At 65.2% G+C, this 18319-nt stretch carries 21 protein-coding genes; 11 read left to right on the plus strand and 10 right to left on the minus strand.

Annotated elements, in window-relative coordinates; all coding sequences use genetic code 11:
* Window positions 1-155 precede the first annotated feature (155 nt).
* Complete coding sequence (locus CH296_RS25260) at window positions 156-809, plus strand: TetR/AcrR family transcriptional regulator (protein ID WP_032397680.1); 654 nt, start codon at window positions 156-158, stop codon at window positions 807-809.
* Window positions 810-882: 73 nt separating this feature from the next.
* Here CH296_RS25260 and CH296_RS25265 read toward each other — a convergent pair whose 3' ends face one another.
* Together CH296_RS25265 and CH296_RS25270 are read right to left on the minus strand one after the other, a co-directional pair.
* A complete protein-coding gene (locus CH296_RS25265; protein WP_032397679.1) occupies window positions 883-1110 on the minus strand; it encodes a DUF3107 domain-containing protein in 228 nt (75 codons plus the stop codon).
* A 106-nt stretch (window positions 1111-1216) separates the two neighbouring features.
* Window positions 1217-1948 (minus strand): ferritin-like fold-containing protein, encoded by a 732-nt coding sequence (locus CH296_RS25270; protein ID WP_032397678.1) that lies wholly within the window; start codon window positions 1946-1948, stop codon window positions 1217-1219.
* 284 nt (window positions 1949-2232) lie between these two features.
* On the opposite strand from CH296_RS25270, the gene CH296_RS25275 reads away from it, so the two are divergent.
* Together CH296_RS25275 and CH296_RS25280 are read left to right on the plus strand one after the other, a co-directional pair.
* Window positions 2233-3912: a DEAD/DEAH box helicase gene (locus CH296_RS25275; protein WP_032398300.1), complete on the plus strand. Its 1680-nt coding sequence runs from the start codon at window positions 2233-2235 to the stop codon at window positions 3910-3912.
* A gap of 9 nt (window positions 3913-3921) precedes the next feature.
* The gene (locus tag CH296_RS25280; RefSeq protein WP_094648145.1) at window positions 3922-5166 is read left to right on the plus strand and encodes a hypothetical protein; all 1245 of its coding nucleotides are present in this window, start codon (window positions 3922-3924) and stop codon (window positions 5164-5166) included.
* A 21-nt stretch (window positions 5167-5187) separates the two neighbouring features.
* Here CH296_RS25280 and CH296_RS25285 read toward each other — a convergent pair whose 3' ends face one another.
* Window positions 5188-5982, minus strand: coding sequence for a ParA family protein (locus CH296_RS25285; RefSeq protein ID WP_032397676.1), 795 nt, complete (start codon window positions 5980-5982; stop codon window positions 5188-5190).
* Window positions 5983-6041: 59 nt separating this feature from the next.
* On the minus strand, window positions 6042-7508 hold the full coding sequence (locus CH296_RS25290; protein WP_045195748.1) for a DHA2 family efflux MFS transporter permease subunit: 1467 nt from the start codon (window positions 7506-7508) through the stop codon (window positions 6042-6044).
* Between the two features lie 180 nt (window positions 7509-7688).
* On the opposite strand from CH296_RS25290, the gene CH296_RS25295 reads away from it, so the two are divergent.
* Both CH296_RS25295 and CH296_RS25300 read left to right on the plus strand, forming a co-directional pair.
* Window positions 7689-8330: an acid phosphatase gene (locus CH296_RS25295; protein ID WP_094632505.1), complete on the plus strand. Its 642-nt coding sequence runs from the start codon at window positions 7689-7691 to the stop codon at window positions 8328-8330.
* Window positions 8327-8803, plus strand: coding sequence for a GNAT family N-acetyltransferase (locus CH296_RS25300; protein ID WP_094685913.1), 477 nt, complete (start codon window positions 8327-8329; stop codon window positions 8801-8803). The genes CH296_RS25295 and CH296_RS25300 overlap by 4 nt, the downstream gene beginning before the upstream one ends.
* 18 nt (window positions 8804-8821) lie before the next feature.
* On the opposite strand, the gene CH296_RS25305 is transcribed toward CH296_RS25300, so the two are convergent.
* Entirely contained in the window at window positions 8822-9241 is a 420-nt protein-coding gene (locus CH296_RS25305) for a hypothetical protein (protein WP_045195754.1), read from the minus strand.
* Window positions 9242-9400: 159 nt separating this feature from the next.
* Between CH296_RS25305 and CH296_RS25310 the strand changes: the two genes are divergently transcribed.
* Window positions 9401-10354, plus strand: coding sequence for a diacylglycerol kinase family protein (locus CH296_RS25310; protein ID WP_032398298.1), 954 nt, complete (start codon window positions 9401-9403; stop codon window positions 10352-10354).
* A 265-nt stretch (window positions 10355-10619) separates the two neighbouring features.
* Entirely contained in the window at window positions 10620-10874 is a 255-nt protein-coding gene (locus CH296_RS25315) for a WhiB family transcriptional regulator (protein WP_032366305.1), read from the plus strand.
* Between the two features lie 110 nt (window positions 10875-10984).
* Here CH296_RS25315 and CH296_RS25320 read toward each other — a convergent pair whose 3' ends face one another.
* Together CH296_RS25320 and CH296_RS25325 are read right to left on the minus strand one after the other, a co-directional pair.
* Window positions 10985-12463 carry a sensor histidine kinase gene (locus CH296_RS25320; protein WP_032397672.1) on the minus strand — a complete coding sequence of 493 codons (1479 nt, stop codon included), beginning with the start codon at window positions 12461-12463 and terminating at the stop codon, window positions 10985-10987.
* Window positions 12464-12484: 21 nt separating this feature from the next.
* The gene (locus CH296_RS25325) at window positions 12485-12700 is read right to left on the minus strand and encodes a biotin/lipoyl-binding carrier protein (RefSeq protein WP_008717734.1); all 216 of its coding nucleotides are present in this window, start codon (window positions 12698-12700) and stop codon (window positions 12485-12487) included.
* A 119-nt stretch (window positions 12701-12819) separates the two neighbouring features.
* Here CH296_RS25325 and CH296_RS29915 point away from each other — a divergent pair, with 119 nt between their 5' ends.
* Window positions 12820-12894, plus strand: a complete 75-nt coding sequence (locus tag CH296_RS29915; RefSeq protein ID WP_370878772.1) for a 50S ribosomal protein bL37 — start codon at window positions 12820-12822, stop codon at window positions 12892-12894.
* A gap of 71 nt (window positions 12895-12965) precedes the next feature.
* Here the strand turns inward: CH296_RS29915 and rsrA are convergent, their stop codons facing one another.
* Both rsrA and CH296_RS25335 read right to left on the minus strand, forming a co-directional pair.
* Entirely contained in the window at window positions 12966-13274 is a 309-nt protein-coding gene (gene rsrA / locus CH296_RS25330; RefSeq protein WP_179272768.1) for a mycothiol system anti-sigma-R factor, read from the minus strand.
* Window positions 13271-14053, minus strand: coding sequence for a sigma-70 family RNA polymerase sigma factor (locus CH296_RS25335; RefSeq protein WP_230596997.1), 783 nt, complete (start codon window positions 14051-14053; stop codon window positions 13271-13273). The genes rsrA and CH296_RS25335 overlap by 4 nt, the downstream gene beginning before the upstream one ends.
* 90 nt (window positions 14054-14143) lie before the next feature.
* Between CH296_RS25335 and ybaK the strand changes: the two genes are divergently transcribed.
* Genes ybaK through rsgA form a run of 3 tightly spaced genes read left to right on the plus strand, consistent with a single transcriptional unit; the run spans window position 14144 to window position 16944 of the window.
* Window positions 14144-14635 carry a Cys-tRNA(Pro) deacylase gene (ybaK, locus tag CH296_RS25340; RefSeq protein WP_094685914.1) on the plus strand — a complete coding sequence of 164 codons (492 nt, stop codon included), beginning with the start codon at window positions 14144-14146 and terminating at the stop codon, window positions 14633-14635.
* Window positions 14636-14641: 6 nt separating this feature from the next.
* Window positions 14642-15958, plus strand: coding sequence for a 3-phosphoshikimate 1-carboxyvinyltransferase (gene aroA, locus CH296_RS25345; protein WP_094632509.1), 1317 nt, complete (start codon window positions 14642-14644; stop codon window positions 15956-15958).
* Window positions 15910-16944 carry a ribosome small subunit-dependent GTPase A gene (gene rsgA, locus CH296_RS25350; RefSeq protein WP_179277812.1) on the plus strand — a complete coding sequence of 345 codons (1035 nt, stop codon included), beginning with the start codon at window positions 15910-15912 and terminating at the stop codon, window positions 16942-16944. Before aroA ends, rsgA begins: the two co-directional genes overlap by 49 nt.
* Window positions 16945-16994: 50 nt before the next feature.
* On the opposite strand, the gene CH296_RS25355 is transcribed toward rsgA, so the two are convergent.
* Window positions 16995-18245, minus strand: a complete 1251-nt coding sequence (locus tag CH296_RS25355) for a fatty acid desaturase (RefSeq protein WP_032397669.1) — start codon at window positions 18243-18245, stop codon at window positions 16995-16997.
* Window positions 18246-18319 lie beyond the last annotated feature (74 nt).

Genomic DNA, 18319 nt, shown 5'->3' on the forward strand with positions numbered 1-18319 from the left:
AGGATCCCGTGAGTGCGGGCAGCCACGAGTATCGTTGCCCGTGATCTGCGCTACGAACGGTCCGAACCGACGGCCACCCGCCGGAAGTTCATGCCGGACCGTTCGTTGTCGAACCAAGACGAGCGCAGCTGTCGACGCGGATGGGAACATAATTGATGACAGATCTCGACGACCGGCGGTCTTCCGACCGGCCGGCCACCACCGGCAATCGCCGCGGCGCACGGTTGCCGCGCGATGCCCGTCGGGCGCAACTGCTCGCTGCTGCGAGCGAAATATTCGTGACCCGCGGATATCACGCATCCGGAATGGACGAGATCGCCGAATGCGCCGGTGTCAGCAAGCCGGTCCTGTACCAGCACTTCCCGGGAAAACTCGAGCTGTATCTGGCGGTGCTGCAGAGCTACGTGGACACCCTGATCGCGGGAGTCCGTCAGGCCCTGCGCTCGACCACGGACAACAGGCAGCGCGTTCGCGCCGCAGTGCTGGCGTTCTACGACTTCGTCGACACCGACACACAGGGCTTCCGCTTGGTCTTCGAGTCCGATCTGATGGGCGACCCGCAGGTCAATGCGCGCGTCGAGCAGGCGACGGAAGCCTGCGTAGACGCCGTCTTCGACCTGGTTGCTCACGACTCCGGACTCGATCCGTACCGGGCCCGCGTACTGGCCGTCGGCCTGGTCGGTGCCAGTCAGTTCACCGCTCGGTACTGGCTCGAAGCCGACCGGCCGATCTCCAAGGAAGACGCCGTCGACACCACGGTGTCGCTGGCCTGGGGCGGTCTGTCACACGTTCCCCTGCAGGCACCGTAGGGAACGGACCCACGAACGCAACACGCCCCTCACTCGATCCGAGTGAGGGGCGTGTTTTTCGTTCCGCGCGGTCTCAGGCGGTCGCGAATCCGACCTTGCGAGCATCGGACGGACCGATCTCGACGTACGACACCTTGGAAGCCTGAATCAAGAACTTGCGTCCCTTCTCGTCCTCCAACGACAGCACTCCGTCCTTACCGGCGAAGGCGGTCGATACGAGCGCTTCGACCTCGGCCGGGGACTGCGTGCTGTTCACGACGAGCTCACGGGAACTCTCCGAAACACCGATCTTGACCTCCACGGTCAACCTCCGAACTCTCGACAACTCTGCTCACGCCAGGCTAGTGCAGAGGTGTCGCCCCGGATGCCCGACGCCCTGTGCTGTCAGCGAACAGCGCCCAGTGCGGTCAGTCCAGGCCGAGTGAGGACATCCGCTCCGCATGCTGTTCCTGCATGCGATCGAACAGTGCGACGACACCGTTGAGGTCTCCCGACGCGGTGATGACGAGATCGGTCAGCGACTCGCGGCGAGCGAGCACGAACTGCGCCTGGGTGATGGCCTCACCGAGGAGACGACGACCCCACAGCATCAGTCGTGCTTTGTCCTGCGAGCTGGCGCGAACCCGGTCGGAGACCTCGTGCACCACGAACTCCGAGTGTCCGGTCTCGGCGAGCACGTCTCGAACGATCTCGGCCACGGCCGGGTCGAGACTGTGCGCGATCTGCCGGTAGAAATCGGCCGCGATGCCGTCACCCACGTAGGCCTTGACCAACGACTCCAACCACGTCGACGGCGTCGTCGACTCGTGGTACTCGTCCAGAGCGCGAACGAACGGATCCATCGAGGCGTAGACATCGAGACCGCGATCCGACAGGGCTTTCTGCAACGTCTCGAAGTGGCTCATCTCCGCAGCCGCCATGCTCGCCAGCGCGACGCGACCCTCCATGGTCGGAGCCATTCGAGCGTCCTCCGCCAGGCGATAGAACGCCGAGATCTCGCCGTAGGCGAGCACCGCGAACAGATCCGGAATGCCGGGGTGATCGTGCGCGATCGCCGGGTCGACCCGGTCCGTTTCCGGCGACTCGACGACGGTGGTGGGTGAAACTGCGGACGACGGCTCCGACGAGTGGGCTCCCATGCGGCAATCGTAGTCCGGTGTCGGACCCGTCGTCTCGGCGCGCGCCGGACCTGCCGCGACCTGCCGACAATGGAGAAATCCGTTCGGCAAGCTACCATGGTGCTCGATCGTCGCTCGCGGACCGATGAAACGGACCGAAGAAGCACGCGACGGTCATCGATAATGTGTGCGCACCTGATCCGGGTCGCCTCGACAGCTTCGCCGCAGCGGACATCGCAGTCCGCGGCCGCGCTGAGGCTGACGGCGACATCACATCGGATCGAGGGCATCGACTTCGGCCGGCAATAGGCCTATGCCCTTCCTCGTGCGCACGTTCGAACACGAGGAAGGCCAGTCCCCTGAGCAAGACAGTCATCGACCAAGAGTCCGACACCGGCGACACCACGGTGTCGGCGCACGTGGACGACACGCACGTACCTCCCACCTTCGCCGAGCTGAACGTGGACCCCACCATCGTTCGCGCGCTGTCCGAGATGGGAATCGAGCGCACCTTCGCCATTCAGGAGTTGACGCTGCCGCTCGCCATCGCGGGCGACGACCTCATCGGTCAGGCACGCACCGGAATGGGCAAGACGTTCGGCTTCGGTGTGCCCCTGCTGCACCGACTCGCCACCGACAACTCCGGCACCTCCCCGCTGGACGGCACCCCCCGCGCCCTGGTGATCGTGCCGACGCGTGAACTGTGCGTGCAGGTCAGCTCCGACCTCGAGAACGCGTCGAAGTACCTCAGCGGCGCGAACGGCCCCGTCAAGGTGCTCTCCATCTACGGTGGCCGTCCGTACGAGGCGCAGATCAGCGCATTGCAGAACGGCGTCGACGTCGTCGTCGGCACCCCGGGCCGACTGCTCGACCTCGCCAAGCAGAACCACCTGATCCTCGGCAAGGTCGGGGTCCTGGTTCTCGACGAGGCCGACGAGATGCTCGACCTCGGGTTCCTCCCCGACATCGAACGCATCCTCGGCATGGTCCCCGACAAGCGTCAGACGATGCTGTTCTCCGCCACGATGCCCGGCCCCATCATCACTCTGGCCCGCACCTTCCTGACGCAGCCGACGCACATCCGCGCCGAAGAGGCGGAGTCCTCGGCCGTGCACGATCGCACCGCCCAACACGTCTACCGGGCCCACGCCCTCGACAAGGTCGAGATGGTCGCCAAGGTCCTCAAGGCCGAAGGTCGCGGCGCGACGATGGTGTTCACCCGCACCAAGCGCACCGCGCAGAAGGTCTCCGACGAGCTGGCCGAGCGCGGCTACTCGGTCGGCGCGGTCCACGGAGACCTCGGCCAGGTCCAGCGCGAGAAGGCTCTCAAGGCTTTCCGCACCGGCAAGATCGACGTGCTGATCGCCACCGACGTCGCGGCCCGAGGTATCGACATCGACGACGTCACCCACGTCATCAACTACCAGTGCCCCGAGGACGAGAAGACCTACGTCCACCGCATCGGCCGCACCGGCCGTGCAGGGCGCACCGGTATCGCCGTCACCCTCGTCGACTGGGACGACATCCCGCGCTGGCAGTTGATCGACAAGGCTCTGGGTCTGGGTATGCCGGATCCGGTCGAGACGTATTCGAGCTCGCCGCATCTGTTCTCCGACCTCGACATCCCCACCGATGCCACCGGCACCGTGCGCAAGGCACCGTCGCGTGCCCCGGAGAAGACGGAAGACGACGGCGAGACGAATGCCGCAGCGCCTGCGGCCGACGCGTCGTCGACGACGAAGCCGCGCCGCTCGCGCAGTCGCAGGCGCACCCGCGCAGGGCAGGACGGCGACAACGCCGCAGGCTCTGCCACCACCACGAACGAATCCACTTCCGCCTCGGATTCGGTTGCCGGACAGTCGGATACGACCGACACAGCGACCACCGACACGGCCACCAAGACTGCCCCGCGCCGCCGTAGGCGTCGTCGCCCCAGTGGATCGTCCGCCGATGCCGGACCGTCGACTGCGAGCGCATCGGAGTAACCTCCCGCCGTGCTGGCTCCAGAACGTCGGACGAGAACCGACCTCGTCGTCGCCGCCGTCATCGCAGTGGTGGTGGTCGTTGCCGCGAGCATCGCCTGGTTCACCGGTGATGCTCGCGGAACCACATCGATCCCGGCCGAGGAGCCACTGCCTCGAGCCGAACCCGCCGCCGCGGTGCCCACGACGCTCACCGAACTGTGGCGCGCACCGAGCGCAGCGACGGACTCGACGCGAACCCCGTTTCCTGTCGTCACCGGATCCACGGTGGTCACCGCCGACGGGGGTGCCGTCCTCGGCCGCGATCCACGGTCGGGCGAGCAATCCTGGTCGTACACACGCGATCTCCCGCTCTGCTCGGTGGTCGCGTCGTGGAACACCGCGGTCGCGGTCTACCGCGACGGCCGCGGCTGCTCTCAGGTCACCGAGCTCGACGGGGCCACCGGAGACCGCAAGGCGCAGCGCACGTCCGACGCCGACGATGCGGTCCGCCTGTCCTCCGACGGCACCTACGTGACATCGAGGGGCGACACCCGCATGGAGCTGTGGCGGTCGGACCTGGTGCGCACCCTCGAATACGGCCGAGTGGACGCCCCGGTCAATCCGGGAAGTCAGCCGAGAACCGGCTGCACATTGCTGTCCTCGGCGTCGACGAACTCACGAACGGCCGTGCTCGAACAGTGCCCGGGAGAGCCCGCCGCGCGATTGTCGCTCATCAATCCTGCCCCCAAGGACGCCAGTGAACCCGAGGAGTACGGGTCAGCGGTGGTACCGGAACTCGTTCCCGAATCCGACACACCGACTGCCGGGCGGATCATCGCGATCACGGGCAGCGTTGTCGCGCTGTGGATCCCAGCGAACAACGGCGCGCCCGATCGGGTGGGACTGTACGACGACGCGGCCGCGAGAACCTCCGAATTCGCTCTCCCCGGAGGCTCCTCCCCTACCCCGAACTTCCCTGCAACGAAAGCAGGTTCGGTGCTCACCTGGTTCACCGGCGCGGGAGTCCAGGCGTTCGATCCCGACAACCTCGGCCCTCTGTGGACCGTCCCCGGAGCTCTCGGGAACGGCGCGGTCATGGCCGGACGACTCCTCGTACCCGTACCCGACGGCATATCGGTGGTCGATCTCGCCACCGGTGTTTCGACGGCCGACATTCCGGTCGACCGAGGCGATTACGACGGCCCGATACAGATCTCGGTGATCGGCGACGTGGTCGTCGAGCAACGCGGTTCCGACGTGGTCGCTCTGGGCTGACTCGATCTCAGGGGCTTCGTACTACTCCGCCGGATCGTAGGTCTTCAGATCGGCTTTGCCGTCCCAGTGCGCCAGCAGATTCTCGGCAAGTTCTCGATAGGCCTGCGCGCCCTTGTTCTTTCGGCCCGAGAGTACCGTCGCGCCGGATGCACTGGCCTCCGCGAAGCGCACGGTCCGCGGAATCGGCGGCGCGAGCACCGGTAACGAATAGCGATCCGAGACATCGCCGAGCACGTCCCTGCTGTGCGTGGTGCGAGCATCGAACAGTGTGGGAAGGGCACCCAGAAGCGTCAGATCGGGGTTGGTGATCTGCTGCACCTCGGACACCGTTCGCAACAACTGACCGACCCCTCGATGCGCGAGGGTCTCGCACTGCAGGGGCACCAACACCGACTGCGCGGCGGTGAGGCCGTTGAGGGTCAGTACCCCGAGCGACGGCGGACAATCGATGACGACGACATCGAAATCCTCGAGGATCGGTGCGAGGGCCCGCTTGAGGGCGAATTCGCGACCCGCACGCATCAGCAGCAACGCTTCCGCGCCGGCGAGATCGATCGTCGCAGGCAGCAGCACGATTCCTTCCGCGGTCTCGATCAGGACGTCCTCGACCTTCGCATCCCCGGTCAGCACTTCGTGGACCGAGGAATCGAGCTTGTCCGGGTTGTGCCCGAGCGAGAACGTCAGGCAGCCCTGCGGGTCGAGGTCGACCACCAGGACGCGTCGATCGAGAGCATGCAGCGCAGCCGCGAGCGAAGCCACCGTGGTGGTCTTGGCGACGCCGCCCTTCTGATTCGCTACCGCGAGAATTGTCGTCACGGCCCTGATCCTTGCTTACATCGAGCCGATGAGCGAGGGTTCGGCATCTCTCGGGCGCGTCAGTGCATCGCGATCGGTGCCGCGGACCGCTCGGTGACGTGCTTCGTTCGGGGCAGGAAGAAGGCGGGGACGAACGTGGCGACGATCAGAATCAGCGCGACCATGAAGGTGGTTCCGAACGCCCTGGCCGAGATGTCGAAGGCCTCGACCTGGCTGGTCGCCGTCGATGCGGGCTTCTGCTGAGCGGTCAACACCACCGACATCAGCGCAGTGCCTATGGAACCGGCCGCTTGCTGAACGATGTTCATCAACGTCGAGCCGCGGGCAACCGTGTCGTCGGTCAGTGTCTGCAGCGCGGCCGTCATGATGGGCATCATCGTCGAACCGAGGCCGAGACCCATGACGAACAGTGCGCCGATGAGCAGGGTGTAGGACGTGTCGGTGCCGACCTGGGTGAACACCGCCATCCCTGCGGTGATGAGCACCATTCCCGCCAGCACGATCCTGCCGGGACCGAACTTGTCGGCGATCACTCCGGCGATCGGCATCGCGATCATCGCGCCGATGCCCTGCGGTGCGAGCAGCAGCCCGGCAGTCAACGTCGTTTCGCCGCGAAGCAGGAAATAGCTCGGGAACAGCAGTCCCGCGCCCATGAAGGCGACCATGAACAGCGTGGTGGTGATCACGGCCACGGTGAGCGATCGGTTCGCGAACAGCCGTAGATCGATCAGCGGATGCTGCACACGCAGGGCATGAAAAACGAACAGGACGATCAGCACGAGCCCGACGATGACCGGGACCAGTACCTTCACCGCGAGAACGGTTTCGGTTTCGACGACCGAGGACGCGCCGTAGAGGAACAGGGCGAGGCCGGGCGAGAGCATCAGCATGCCGCGGAAGTCGAAGGATTCGGACGGAGTCGGGTTGTCCCTGGGAAAGATCACCACGGCCGCGATCAGAGCGAGTATGCCGATCGGCAGGTTGATGAGGAAGATCCAGTGCCAGCTCGCTGCCTCGATCAGCCAGCCGCCGAGGATGGGCCCTGCGATGGGACCGATGAGCATCGGAACACCCAACACGGCCATCACCCGCCCGATTCGCTCGGGACCGGCGGCGCGCGTCATGATCGTCATGCCCAGCGGCATCAGCATGCCGCCGCCGAGACCCTGCAACACCCGGAAGGCGATGAGCGAGGTGATGTCCCAGGCGAAGCTGCACAGCACCGAACCGAGGACGAACAGCACCAGCGCGGTGATGTAGAGGCGCTTGGTCCCGAACCGATCGGCAGCCCAACCGGTCAGAGGTATGACGGTCGCCAGAGCGAGCGTGTAGCCCGTCATCGTCCACGCGGCGTTGGCGTAGGTGGTGTCGAACACGTCGGTGAACGTCCGGAGTGCGACGCTGACGACGGTGACATCGAGAATCGACATGATCGCCCCGAGCACGACGACACCGGCGATCTTCAGCAACGCGCCGTCGAGCTTCTCCGGAGCATCGGACGACGCGGGCTTCTGCAGGTCGGTCATGGTTCTCCAGGAGATGAGAAGGAAGTGTGAGGCACGACGGGAAGAGCTGTGTTGCCCGAGGCAGCGAAGATTCGCCCCGAGAGTAACCGGCCGGTAGGTCCGTACTCAATCGACAAATCGGACACATCCGCAGGCCACCTATGACAAGGGCCACATCCCGAGAGCGGGCATGATCGTTCCATGACAACACACGGCGGCGTCGAGGCCGGCAGAGTCGTTCTACTTCGGCACGGTGAGACCGAATGGGCGCTTGCCGGCAAGCACACCGGGAACACCGACGTCCCTCTCACGAGTACCGGCGAGCGACAGGCCGTCGAGGCCGGATCGCTCCTCCGACTCCTGAAGCTGCGCGATCCCCTGGTGATCACGAGTCCGCGAGAGCGCGCCCGTCGAACTGCCGAGCTCGCAGGCCTGGAGGTCGACCGGACGTGGGATGCGTTGTCGGAGTGGGACTACGGCGACTACGAGGGCATCACCTCGACGCAAATCCACGAGACGGTGCCGCACTGGACCGTCTGGACGCATCCGTGCCCGGGTGGTGAGTCCATCGGAGACATCGCTGTGCGCGTCGAACTGGTGCTCTCGGTGGTGCTTCCACTGTTGAGCGGCCGCGACGTCGTGTTGGTCGGCCACGGCCACTTCTCGCGCGCGCTGATCGCCGGCTGGACAGAGGCCGCCATCACCGAGGGCAAACGCTTCGCACTCTCACCCGCCGCGTATTCGTTGCTCGGTTTCGAGCATTCGTTTCGCCAGCTCGTTGCGCACAACGTGCACCCGTCGATTCTCACCGCTGCCACGGCACCGAAAGGAAACCCAGGATGATTCGCCGCGCCATCGAGGCCGATGTTCCCGCCGTCACCGCTCTCGTGCACGAACTGGCCGCGTACGAGAAATCGTCCTCGCTGTGCACCGTTCGAGACGAGCAGCTCCGTTCTGCGCTGTTCGGGGCGCAGCCGTCGGTGTTCGCACACGTCGCCGAGCACGAGGGGACGGTGGTGGGGTGCGCGCTGTGGTTCTTGAACTTCTCCACGTGGGACGGCGTCAACGGAATCTATCTGGAGGATCTCTACGTGCAGCCCGCCGCGCGCGGAGAAGGCCTCGGAACGGCACTGCTCGCGGCGCTGGCTGCCGAATGCGTCGATCGGCGGTACACGCGTTTGGTCTGGTCGGTTCTGGATTGGAACACCCCATCGATCGGGTTCTACCGATCACTCGGAGCAGAGCCGCAGGACGAGTGGACCACGTTCCGCCTGACCGAGACGGCATTGGAAGAGCTGGCCACCCGGGCGCGTTGAACGACCACCTCGGCGGAATCAGTCGTCGACGTCGCTGTATTCGGCGGCCATCCACCGAGAGGACGGCGGGCTGAACAGCAACACGAGCACGCCGACGACAACTACTCCGAGGGCGATGCCGTAGGCGGTTTGATGCGATCCGGTCAACAGTGACCACACGACGGGCAGCAGCAGCAGCTGTACGACGGTGGCGATGGACCTTCCCCAGCGTTTTCCGAGTACCAGGGCGATGCCCGCCGCCCCGACTCCGATACCGAGGACACCGAACCATCCCGCGGTGCCGTAGCCGTTGGCCACGGCGTTGTCCCCTTCTCCGGAGAACGCTCGGACGAGAAGAACGACGGCGGCCACCAGCGACGCCACGCCTTGCGCTGCGACGAGCGCCCCGGCGGATCGGAACGTAGCCGGCGGGGTGAGGTTCTCGGGTGAGGTGGACACGCGACCAGCCTAGGCAACCGGGAGTGGAGCCTGCGGAACGACCCGAGGTGACGGGAGTGGAGCCCGCGGAACGACCCGAGGTGACGGGAGTGGAGCTTGCGGAACGACGCAGGTGACCGGAGTGGAGCCTGCGGAACGACCCCGTTAGTGTCAGTGCTCGTGCGTGCGCTGCTGATCGTCAATCCCAATGCGACTTCTACGACGGCTGCGGCTCGGGATCTGTTGGCTCATGCGTTGTCGAGTCGGGTGCGGGTGACGGTTGCGCAGACGACTCATCGTGATCATGCGTCGGAGCTTGCTCGGGGTGCCCGTGAGGACGGGATGGGTCTGGTGATCGTTCATGGTGGTGACGGGACGGTCAACGAGGTGATCAACGGGTTGCTCGGGGTGCCGTTGCCGACGTCGATGCAGGCGGTGACGATCGGTGCGATTCCGCCGATTGCGGTCGTTCCCGGTGGTAGTGCGAATGTGTTCGCTCGTTCGCTGGGTATCGAGGCGGATCCGGTGGCGGCGACGAATCAGTTGATCGGCCTGCTCGATGCACGGGCGCGGCGGACGATCGGGTTGGGGCACTGCGACAACCGTTGGTTCACGTTCAACGCGGGTATGGGTCTGGATGCGGACGTGTGTCGGGCTATCGATGCCGGGCGCAAGGACGGCAAGCCGGTGTCTGCGACGCGTTATGTGCGGTCGGCGGTGCAGGAGTTCTTCAAGCACAAGCGGCAGCCGGCTCGGTTGACGGTGGAGGTTCCGGGTCAGGATCCGTTCGAGGGTGTGCACTATGCGTTCGTGTCGAATTCGAGTCCGTGGACGTATTTGAACGAGAGGCCGGTGCACACCAATCCGGGTACCGGTTTCGATTCGGGTCTGGGAGTGTTCGGCATGCGTTCGACTGCATTGCTCCCTACCTTGCGGGTGTCTCGCCAGTTGCTGGCCAAGGGCGCAGAACCGAAGTCGCGCAAGCTGATTCGGATCGATGATGTGCCGAGTGTCCGAATTTCGTCGGCGGAACCGGTCGGTTTGCAGATGGATGGCGACTATCTGGGCGAGCGCACGGAAGCGGAGTTCTTCTCCACTCCCGACGCGCTCGAAGTGGTCGCGCCGGGCAGGTGAGGGCCGCCCGTCCTGGGCATATGCGGCAACACACAGCGCTGTTCTGGGGAAACCACGAGCGAAATCCGTTCACTCGGGGTACAAAGGAGCGCAGAAGGCTAAAGCGAGCCTAACAGAGTGAGCTTGACCACGGTCACGCGCGTACCCCTTGACTTCACCTGAGTTCGTGAAAGCATTCACAAGCAACAGTGCGGAAACATTGGTTACCCACTCGTGAACAGAAGACAAACGAAACGGCGCTTCGGCGCCCGGTAAGGAGCAGAGGATGGACTGGCGCCACAAGGCAATTTGTCGCGATGAAGATCCGGAACTATTTTTCCCGGTGGGAAACAGTGGTCCGGCGCTCGCGCAGATCGCCGATGCCAAAGTCGTCTGTACTCGGTGCCCCGTCACCGCTGAATGCCTGTCCTGGGCACTCGAATCCGGCCAGGACGCAGGAGTATGGGGCGCAATGAGTGAAGACGAGCGCCGTGCTCTCAAGCGACGCAACGCACGTACGCGCGCACGCAGCTCCGTCTAGGACGCACACGCAGCAATCGGCAAGGCCCGGTACCCGCTCAGCGGATACCGGGCCTTCTGCGTTCCACGGATCGTCGGCGGGCTCGTTACACACTGTTCACCGAACGTGCATCAGGCCCTCGGCACACGCCGTCCCAGAGGAACTCTCAACATCGCGTCGGTTCCCCCTCCCGCCGCCGGATGCAGACCGAGCGATCCGTTCAGCTCCACCGATACCAGCGTGCGCACGATCTGCAGTCCGAGACCGTCCGAGCGTTCCAGGGAGAACCCCGTGGGCAACCCGCGCCCGTCGTCGTGGATGACAACATCGAGCCACTTCGCGGACCGGTCCGCTCCGATTCGGACGACACCCGCAGAACCGGCGTCGAATCCATGCTCCATCGCGTTCTGCACCAGCTCCGTGAGCACCATCACCAAGGGCGTCGCCCGTTCGGCCGAGAAGACTCCGAGTTTGCCCTCGCGCACCACTCGAACTCTCGGGTTGACCGTCGCTATGTCCAACATGATGGGCACCAGACGATCGACGATCTCGTCGAGATCCACTTCCTCGTCCACCGACATCGACAGCATCTCGTGCACGAGTGCAATGGACGTCACCCGACGAACCGACTCGGACAACGCCGTCCGCGCTTCCTCGTTCTCGAGTCGACGAGACTGCAGCCGGAGCAGCGCCGCCACCGTCTGAAGGTTGTTCTTCACCCGATGATGGATCTCTCGGATGGTCGCGTCCTTGCTGAGGAGGGCTCGATCGCGTCGTTTCACCTCGGTGACATCGCGGATCAGCACAGCCGCACCGGCCGACCTCCCCCGGGGCTGCAGAGCCAACGTACGCACGAGAACGGTGGCACCGCGTGCATCGACCTCCATCCGGTGTCCCACGTTGCCGCTGAGCGACGATCTGATGTGGTCGGCCACTTCCTGTGAGTCGAACGGGTCGGTGACCAGAGATCGCGTGACCGACGCCAGATCTCGACCGGACAACTCCGTCGTCAATCCCATCCGGTGGTACGCCGAGAGGGCGTTGGGACTGGCGTAGTCCACCCGCCCCTCGGTGTCGACGCGAATGAATCCGTCGCCCGCTCGCGGGGACGAGTTCACATCGGTCCGCTCCTCCGGGGTGGGAAACGTCCCTTCGCTGATCATCAGACACAGGTCGTCGGCACATTCCCGATACGCGACCTCGAGGGCACTCGGCGGACGGAGCTGCGCGGGATTGGTGTCTCGGGTCAGCACCGCGATGACGTGCTCCCCGCAGCGCACCGGAATGCTCTCGGTCCGGGTCACCACTCCTCCGTGCACTATTTGCCGCTGCTGCAGCGCGACCATCACGTCGGGGTGCTCGGACTCGGAGATCGTCGTTCCCACGATGTCGTGCGTGAAGACCGTGGGCGCAGTGGTCGGCCGGCACTGAGCCACACACAGCACGTCGGCAGTCCCACTGGCCACGTCATCGGTGCCGACCCACAGCAGCACGTCGGCGAACGACAGGTCGGCCAGCAGCTGCCACTCCCCCACGACTCGTTGCAAGTGGTCGACCGCGACACCGGGGAGGTCGGTGTGCTCGGCCAGAAGGTCACTGAGGGTCGACACGACAGCTCACGTGATCACTGCTCAGGACACGACGGCGATGAGGTCGCCCTGCTGAATGACGTCGCCCACCGCGACGTCAACCGATGTGACCGTCCCTGCCGTCTCGGCCAACACGGGAATCTCCATCTTCATCGATTCCAGGATGACGAGGGTGTCACCGACCTCGACTGCGTCGCCTCGGGCCACGACCACCTGAAACACCGTGGACACCATCTCCGCACGAACGTCCTCGGACACCGGCGAACCCCTCTCTCACGTCACCACGAACTGCGCGGACCACCCACCGGAGGCCAGGCCCGTCACAGTAAGCCAATCACACGTGGGAGACTGTTGTGAACAAACGAGAGGAGCCCATCATGGGAAAGCGTGGACGTAAGAAGCGTGCTCGTAAGGGCAACAAGGCCAACCACGGCAAACGTCCGAACAGCTGACGGTTTGCCACAAGCGACGAGGGGCCGAGAAGCTACTGCTTCTCGGCCCCTCGTCGTCGTACGAACTGCGGTTATTCGGAGTCGGTCTGACGAATCAACACCGTCCGTCGGATCTCGACGCTCAGTCGCTCGCGCAACCCGGCCGGTGCCTGGTCTCCCCCGCATTTGCGCGAGATGAGCCGCTTGACCTTCTCTTCGATTCCATATGCCTCGAAGCAGGATCCGCATTCGTCGATGTGCTTCTGCAGACGGGTCCGGCTCGCTTCGTCGCATTCGTTGTCGAGCATCACCCACACGTCCGCGATCACCGCCGAGCAGTCGAGCCGCTCGAACTGTGCGTCGCCTTCGTCCCCGCCGTCGATCTTTCCGGTGCCCGTCACTGGACTACCTCCTGCTCGTGCCGGTCGACTGCGCCGTCCCGGTTGAATCCGCGCTCCCGTGCAACCCCGGCCAGCAGGCCTCGCAGTTGCTTGCGTCCGCGGTGCAGACGCGACATCACCGTGCCGATGGGCGTGCCCATGATCTCGGCGATCTCCTTGTACGGGAATCCCTCGACGTCGGCGTAGTACACAGCCATCCGGAATTCCTCGGGCAGAGACTGCAGCGCGGCTTTGATGTCGTCGTCCGGCAGCGCGTCCAGAGCTTCCACCTCGGCGGATCGCAACCCTGTCGACGTGTGTTCGGCGGTGGCGGCGAGCTGCCAGTCACTGATCTCGTCGGTGGGGTACTGAGCGGGCTGACGCTGCTTCTTGCGATAGGAATTGATGTAGGTGTTGGTGAGAATTCGGTACAGCCATGCCTTGAGGTTCGTGCCCTCACGGAACGATCGGAACGCCGAGTAGGCCTTGACGAACGTCTCCTGAACCAGATCCTCGGCGTCGGCAGGGTTACGCGTCATTCGCAGAGCTGCGCCGTAGAGCTGATCGAGCATCGGCAACGCGTCGCGCTCGAAGCGCTCGGTCAACTGTGCCTCGGTCTCGGCAGCCCTGCGCTCCGCGATCGCCTTCTCGTCGTCCACGTCAGCGACGGGATTGCTGGCTTCTGTCACGCTGATCCCTTCGATAGCTTCCACCGCCCAGGCTACGGCGCCCGTAGTCGGCTTCTGCGAAGAGATCACCCCCTTCAACACGAGGGGACGTCCCGCGGTCAGCACTGCCATTCGTCATTCCTTCCGCCTGCATCCGTATCTGTCGTTACACAACAAGGCGTCGTCCCGTCGTGTTCCCGCTCGGTCGCTAGAGTCCGGTGAATGGCTGCGTCCACACCCGCTCTCGCGCTGCTCACCGCACGAAAGGTGGCGCACACCGTGCACTCGTACGACCACGATGCTCGGGTGCAGTCCTACGGCGAGGAGGCAGCCCGGATACTCGTCGAACGGCTCGGCGTTCGACCCGAACAGGTCTTCAAGACGCTCGTCGTGGAACGAGCAGATCGCTCGCTGGCGGTGGCGATCGTTCCGGTGACGGCGATGCTCTCCCTCAAGACCGCGGCCGCTGCGCTGTCCACCAGGAAGATCGCGATGGCCGGCAGGGCTGCCGCCGAGCGCTCCTCCGGGTACGTATTCGGCGGCATCTCACCACTCGGGCAACGCAGATCCCTGCCCACCGCGATCGACGACTCGGCTCTCGGCTTCGAGACGATTCTGTGCAGCGGAGGTCGCCGGGGACTGGAAATCGAACTCGCACCAGCCGATCTCATCGGGCTCACCCGTGCCACAACCGCGCCCATCGCCGCGCGCTGACATCGAATGAGAGAAGATGGACCGGTGAGCAATTGGACAGCCCCCGCCGCCGTCGCACCCGTCGACGCGACAGTCACTCTGCCCGGATCGAAATCGATCACCAATCGCGCACTGATCATCGCCTCGCTCGCCTCCGGCTCGTCCACGATCACCGGTGCTCTGCGCAGCCGTGACACCGATCTCATGATCGACGCCCTGGCAACCTTGGGGATCGAGATCATCGCCGCGGACGACGACAGGACGGCGTTGCGCGTGACTCCGGCCCCGTTGCACGGAGGAGCCGTGGAGTGTGGTCTGGCGGGTACCGTCATGCGCTTCGTGCCGCCACTGGCTGCCCTCGCCGCGGGCGAGGTGTCGTTCGACGGCGACGAACAGGCTCGCATTCGTCCACTCGACACCATCCTCGACGCCCTGCGTGCGGTGGGGGCCGAGATCGACGGCAGCGCTCTGCCGTTCACGATGCGCGGCACCGGTTCGCTGCGCGGCGGATCGGTCGACATCGACGCCTCGGGTTCCTCGCAGTTCGTCTCGGGTCTGATGCTCTCCGCGGCGGCGTTCGACGAGGGAATCGAAATCCACCACATCGGCAAGCCTGTTCCGTCCATGCCGCACATCGACATGACCGTGGACATGTTGCGGCGCGCCGGCGTCCGAGTCGATTCCCCCGAGTCCGGTGGTGACGCGAACACCTGGCGGGTGCACCCCGGACCGGTCGCGCCGATCGAGTGGATCATCGAGCCGGATCTGTCCAACGCCACCCCTTTCCTCGCTGCAGCGGTGGTGACCGAAGGCCGAGTGCGCGTGCCGAATTGGCCCGAATCGACCACCCAGCCCGGCGATGCCTTCCGCGAGATACTCACCCGGATGGGCGCTCGAGTCGACCTGACCGCAGGCATCTTGACCGTCGAGGGCCCGGATACGTTGCGCGGCATCGATTTCGATCTTCACGATGTCGGCGAGCTGACCCCGACGGTCGCGGCACTCGCCGCACTGGCCGAAGGTCCGTCGATTCTGCGTGGCATCGCCCACCTGCGGGGCCACGAGACCGACCGACTCGCCGCACTGACAACCGAGATCGTCCGACTGGGTGGGCGCGCCGTGGAAACGGACGACGGCATCCGCATCGATCCGGCTCCGCTGCACGCAGGCGTCTGGCACTCGTACGCCGACCACCGGATGGCCACCGCGGGCGCAATCGTCGGACTGCGTGTCCCCGGGGTCGAGGTGGACGACATCGGTACCACAGCCAAGACTCTGCCCGGTTTCGAGATGTTGTGGGACGCAATGCTGTCCGCGTCGACACCGAGCGGGGTCGGCTCCTGACCGCGCGCCGATACGACGAGTCCGACGTTCGTATCCGACCGGGCAAGAGTTCGCGTCCACGGACCAAGACTCGACCCGAACACAACGACGCCGAAGCAGGCATGGTGGTGTCCGTCGACCGCGGCCGATGGGGTTGTGTGCTCGGCGGTGACCCGGCACGGCCGGTGGTGACGATGCGTGCCCGCGAGTTGGGCCGTACTCCGATCGTGGTGGGCGACGAGGTCGGCATCGTCGGAGATCTGTCGGGCAAGGTCGACACTCTGGCCCGAATCGTGCGCGTCGCCGAGCGGCGCACGGTGTTGCGGCGCACGGCGGACGACACCGATCCGTTCGAGCGGGTGGTGGTGGCCAACGCCGACCGGCTGCTCATCGTGGCCGCGCTCGCGGACCCGCCGCCTCGGACCGGTTTCGTCGAGCGGGCGCTGGTGGCTGCGTACGTCGGCGGACTCGAACCGGTCCTGTGCCTGACCAAGAGCGATCTGGCCGACCCCGAGGAATTCACCGCGGCCTTCGCCGACCTGGACGTCCCGGTGGTGTTGGCAGGCCAGTCCGAGGACCTCACCGAGCTGACCGCGATGCTGACCGACAAGGTGACGGCGCTCATCGGACACTCGGGCGTCGGAAAGTCCACGCTCGTCAACAGGCTCGTACCCGACGCATATCGCGCCACCGGTGTGGTCTCGGGCGTCGGGAAGGGCCGTCACACCTCGACGCAGTCGGTGGCGCTCCCTCTGCCCGGCGGCGGCTGGGTGGTCGACACTCCCGGTATCCGGTCGTTCGGACTGGCGCACATCTCCCCCGAGAACGTCGTCGCAGCGTTCTCCGATTTGGCCGACACCATCGAGAACTGTCCCCGAGGATGCACCCACCTCGGCCCACCCGCCGATCCCGAGTGCGCTCTGGACACCTTGACCGGAGACGCAGCCCGACGCGTCGCGGCCGTGCGTCTGCTCCTCGAAGCCGTTCGAGCGAACGAAGCCTGGTAGCAACCCCCCTTTCGGGGTCGGTTGCCACCAGGCTGCACGCCGTTCGGAACTTACGCGGCCTTGCGGACCAGGCTGCGAATTCCCTTGCGCTTCTTCGTCTCTGCGATGGCGGTGCGGAGACCGCGACGCTTGCCCGTTTCGGGATCGACGGTGAACAAACCGGCCGGAGCATCGGCCCACTTGCGCTCGGACGCAGTCTCGGGAGCGTCGTCACTGGTCGCCTTCAGGTACTTGTTCGGCAGCGACAGCTTGGCGATGGTTCGCCACGACAGGAAGTACTGGTGGACGATCGAGCCGGTCGTGTACGGCAGGTCGTACTTCTCGGCCAGTTCGAGCACTCGAACCTTGATCTCGCGCAGGCGGTTACTGGGCAGATCCGGGAACAGGTGGTGCTCGATCTGGTAGCACAGGTTGCCGCTCATGAACTCCATGACGGGGCCCGCGTTGAAGTTCGCACTGCCGAGCATCTGACGCAGGTACCACTGACCCTGAGTTTCGCCCTCCATGTCGGACTTGGTGAACTTCTCCGCACCGTCGGGGAAGTGGCCGCAGAAGATGACGGTGTTGGTCCACACGTTGCGGATCATGTTGGCGGCGATGTTCGCCGTCAATGTGCTCTTCCAGGCGGGACCGGTCAGCAACGGATGCAGGACGTAGTCCTTGCCGATCTGCTTGCCGACCTTCTCGAGCACCTCGCGCCGCTTCTGCTCGAATTCCTCACGCGGCACTCGACCCTTGGCGACCTTGCCCAGTTCGAGGTGCTGAAGCGCCACTCCGTACTCGAAGAACAGCTGCAGCAGCAGGTTGTAGACGGGGTTGCCGATGTTGAAGGGCTTCCACCGCTGATCGCGGGTGACGCGCAGCAGACCGTAGCCGACATCGTCGTCCATGCCGAGCACGTTGGTGTACTTGTGGTGAATGTAGTTGTGCGTCTGCTTCCAGTGAGCGGACGGCCCCGTGTTGTCCCACTCCCACGACGTGGAGTGGATTTCCGGGTCGTTCATCCAGTCCCACTGGCCGTGCATGACGTTGTGGCCGAGCTCCATGTTCTCGATGATCTTCGCGACACCGAGCATGGCGGTGCCGACGAGCCACGCCGGACGACGACGGCTGGCGAAGAGCACGGCCCGGCCACCGATGTCGAGGGATCGCTGCAGGCGGATCGTGTTCTTGACGTACCGGGCGTCGCGTTCACCGCGGGACGCTTCGATGTCACGCCGGATGGCGTCGAGCTCGTGGCCCAACGCCTCGATGTCGGCATCGGTCAGATGCGCGTATTCTTTGACGTCCGTAATCGCCATGGGAAACAACCTCCTGGCAGTCGTGAACACACAGCTCGCGTATCAGGCCATGTGTGATTCCGTCACCTACCGTA

It is taken from the genome of Rhodococcus sp. 14-2496-1d, assembly GCF_002259365.1.
Taxonomy (GTDB): domain Bacteria; phylum Actinomycetota; class Actinomycetes; order Mycobacteriales; family Mycobacteriaceae; genus Rhodococcoides.

What these genes read in the sequence shown, in the direction of transcription:
- CH296_RS25260 (WP_032397680.1), top strand. Translation starts at nt 156, where the DNA reads ATGACAGATCTCGACGACCGGCGGTCTTCCGACCGGCCGGCCACCACC.
- CH296_RS25270 (WP_032397678.1), bottom strand. Translation starts at nt 1,948, where the DNA reads ATGGGAGCCCACTCGTCGGAGCCGTCGTCCGCAGTTTCACCCACCACC.
- CH296_RS25290 (WP_045195748.1), bottom strand. Translation starts at nt 7,508, where the DNA reads ATGACCGACCTGCAGAAGCCCGCGTCGTCCGATGCTCCGGAGAAGCTC.
- CH296_RS25295 (WP_094632505.1), top strand. Translation starts at nt 7,689, where the DNA reads ATGACAACACACGGCGGCGTCGAGGCCGGCAGAGTCGTTCTACTTCGG.
- CH296_RS25300 (WP_094685913.1), top strand. Translation starts at nt 8,327, where the DNA reads ATGATTCGCCGCGCCATCGAGGCCGATGTTCCCGCCGTCACCGCTCTC.
- CH296_RS25315 (WP_032366305.1), top strand. Translation starts at nt 10,620, where the DNA reads ATGGACTGGCGCCACAAGGCAATTTGTCGCGATGAAGATCCGGAACTA.
- CH296_RS25335 (WP_230596997.1), bottom strand. Translation starts at nt 14,053, where the DNA reads ATGGCAGTGCTGACCGCGGGACGTCCCCTCGTGTTGAAGGGGGTGATC.
- ybaK (WP_094685914.1), top strand. Translation starts at nt 14,144, where the DNA reads ATGGCTGCGTCCACACCCGCTCTCGCGCTGCTCACCGCACGAAAGGTG.
- aroA (WP_094632509.1), top strand. Translation starts at nt 14,642, where the DNA reads ATGAGAGAAGATGGACCGGTGAGCAATTGGACAGCCCCCGCCGCCGTC.
- CH296_RS25355 (WP_032397669.1), bottom strand. Translation starts at nt 18,245, where the DNA reads ATGGCGATTACGGACGTCAAAGAATACGCGCATCTGACCGATGCCGAC.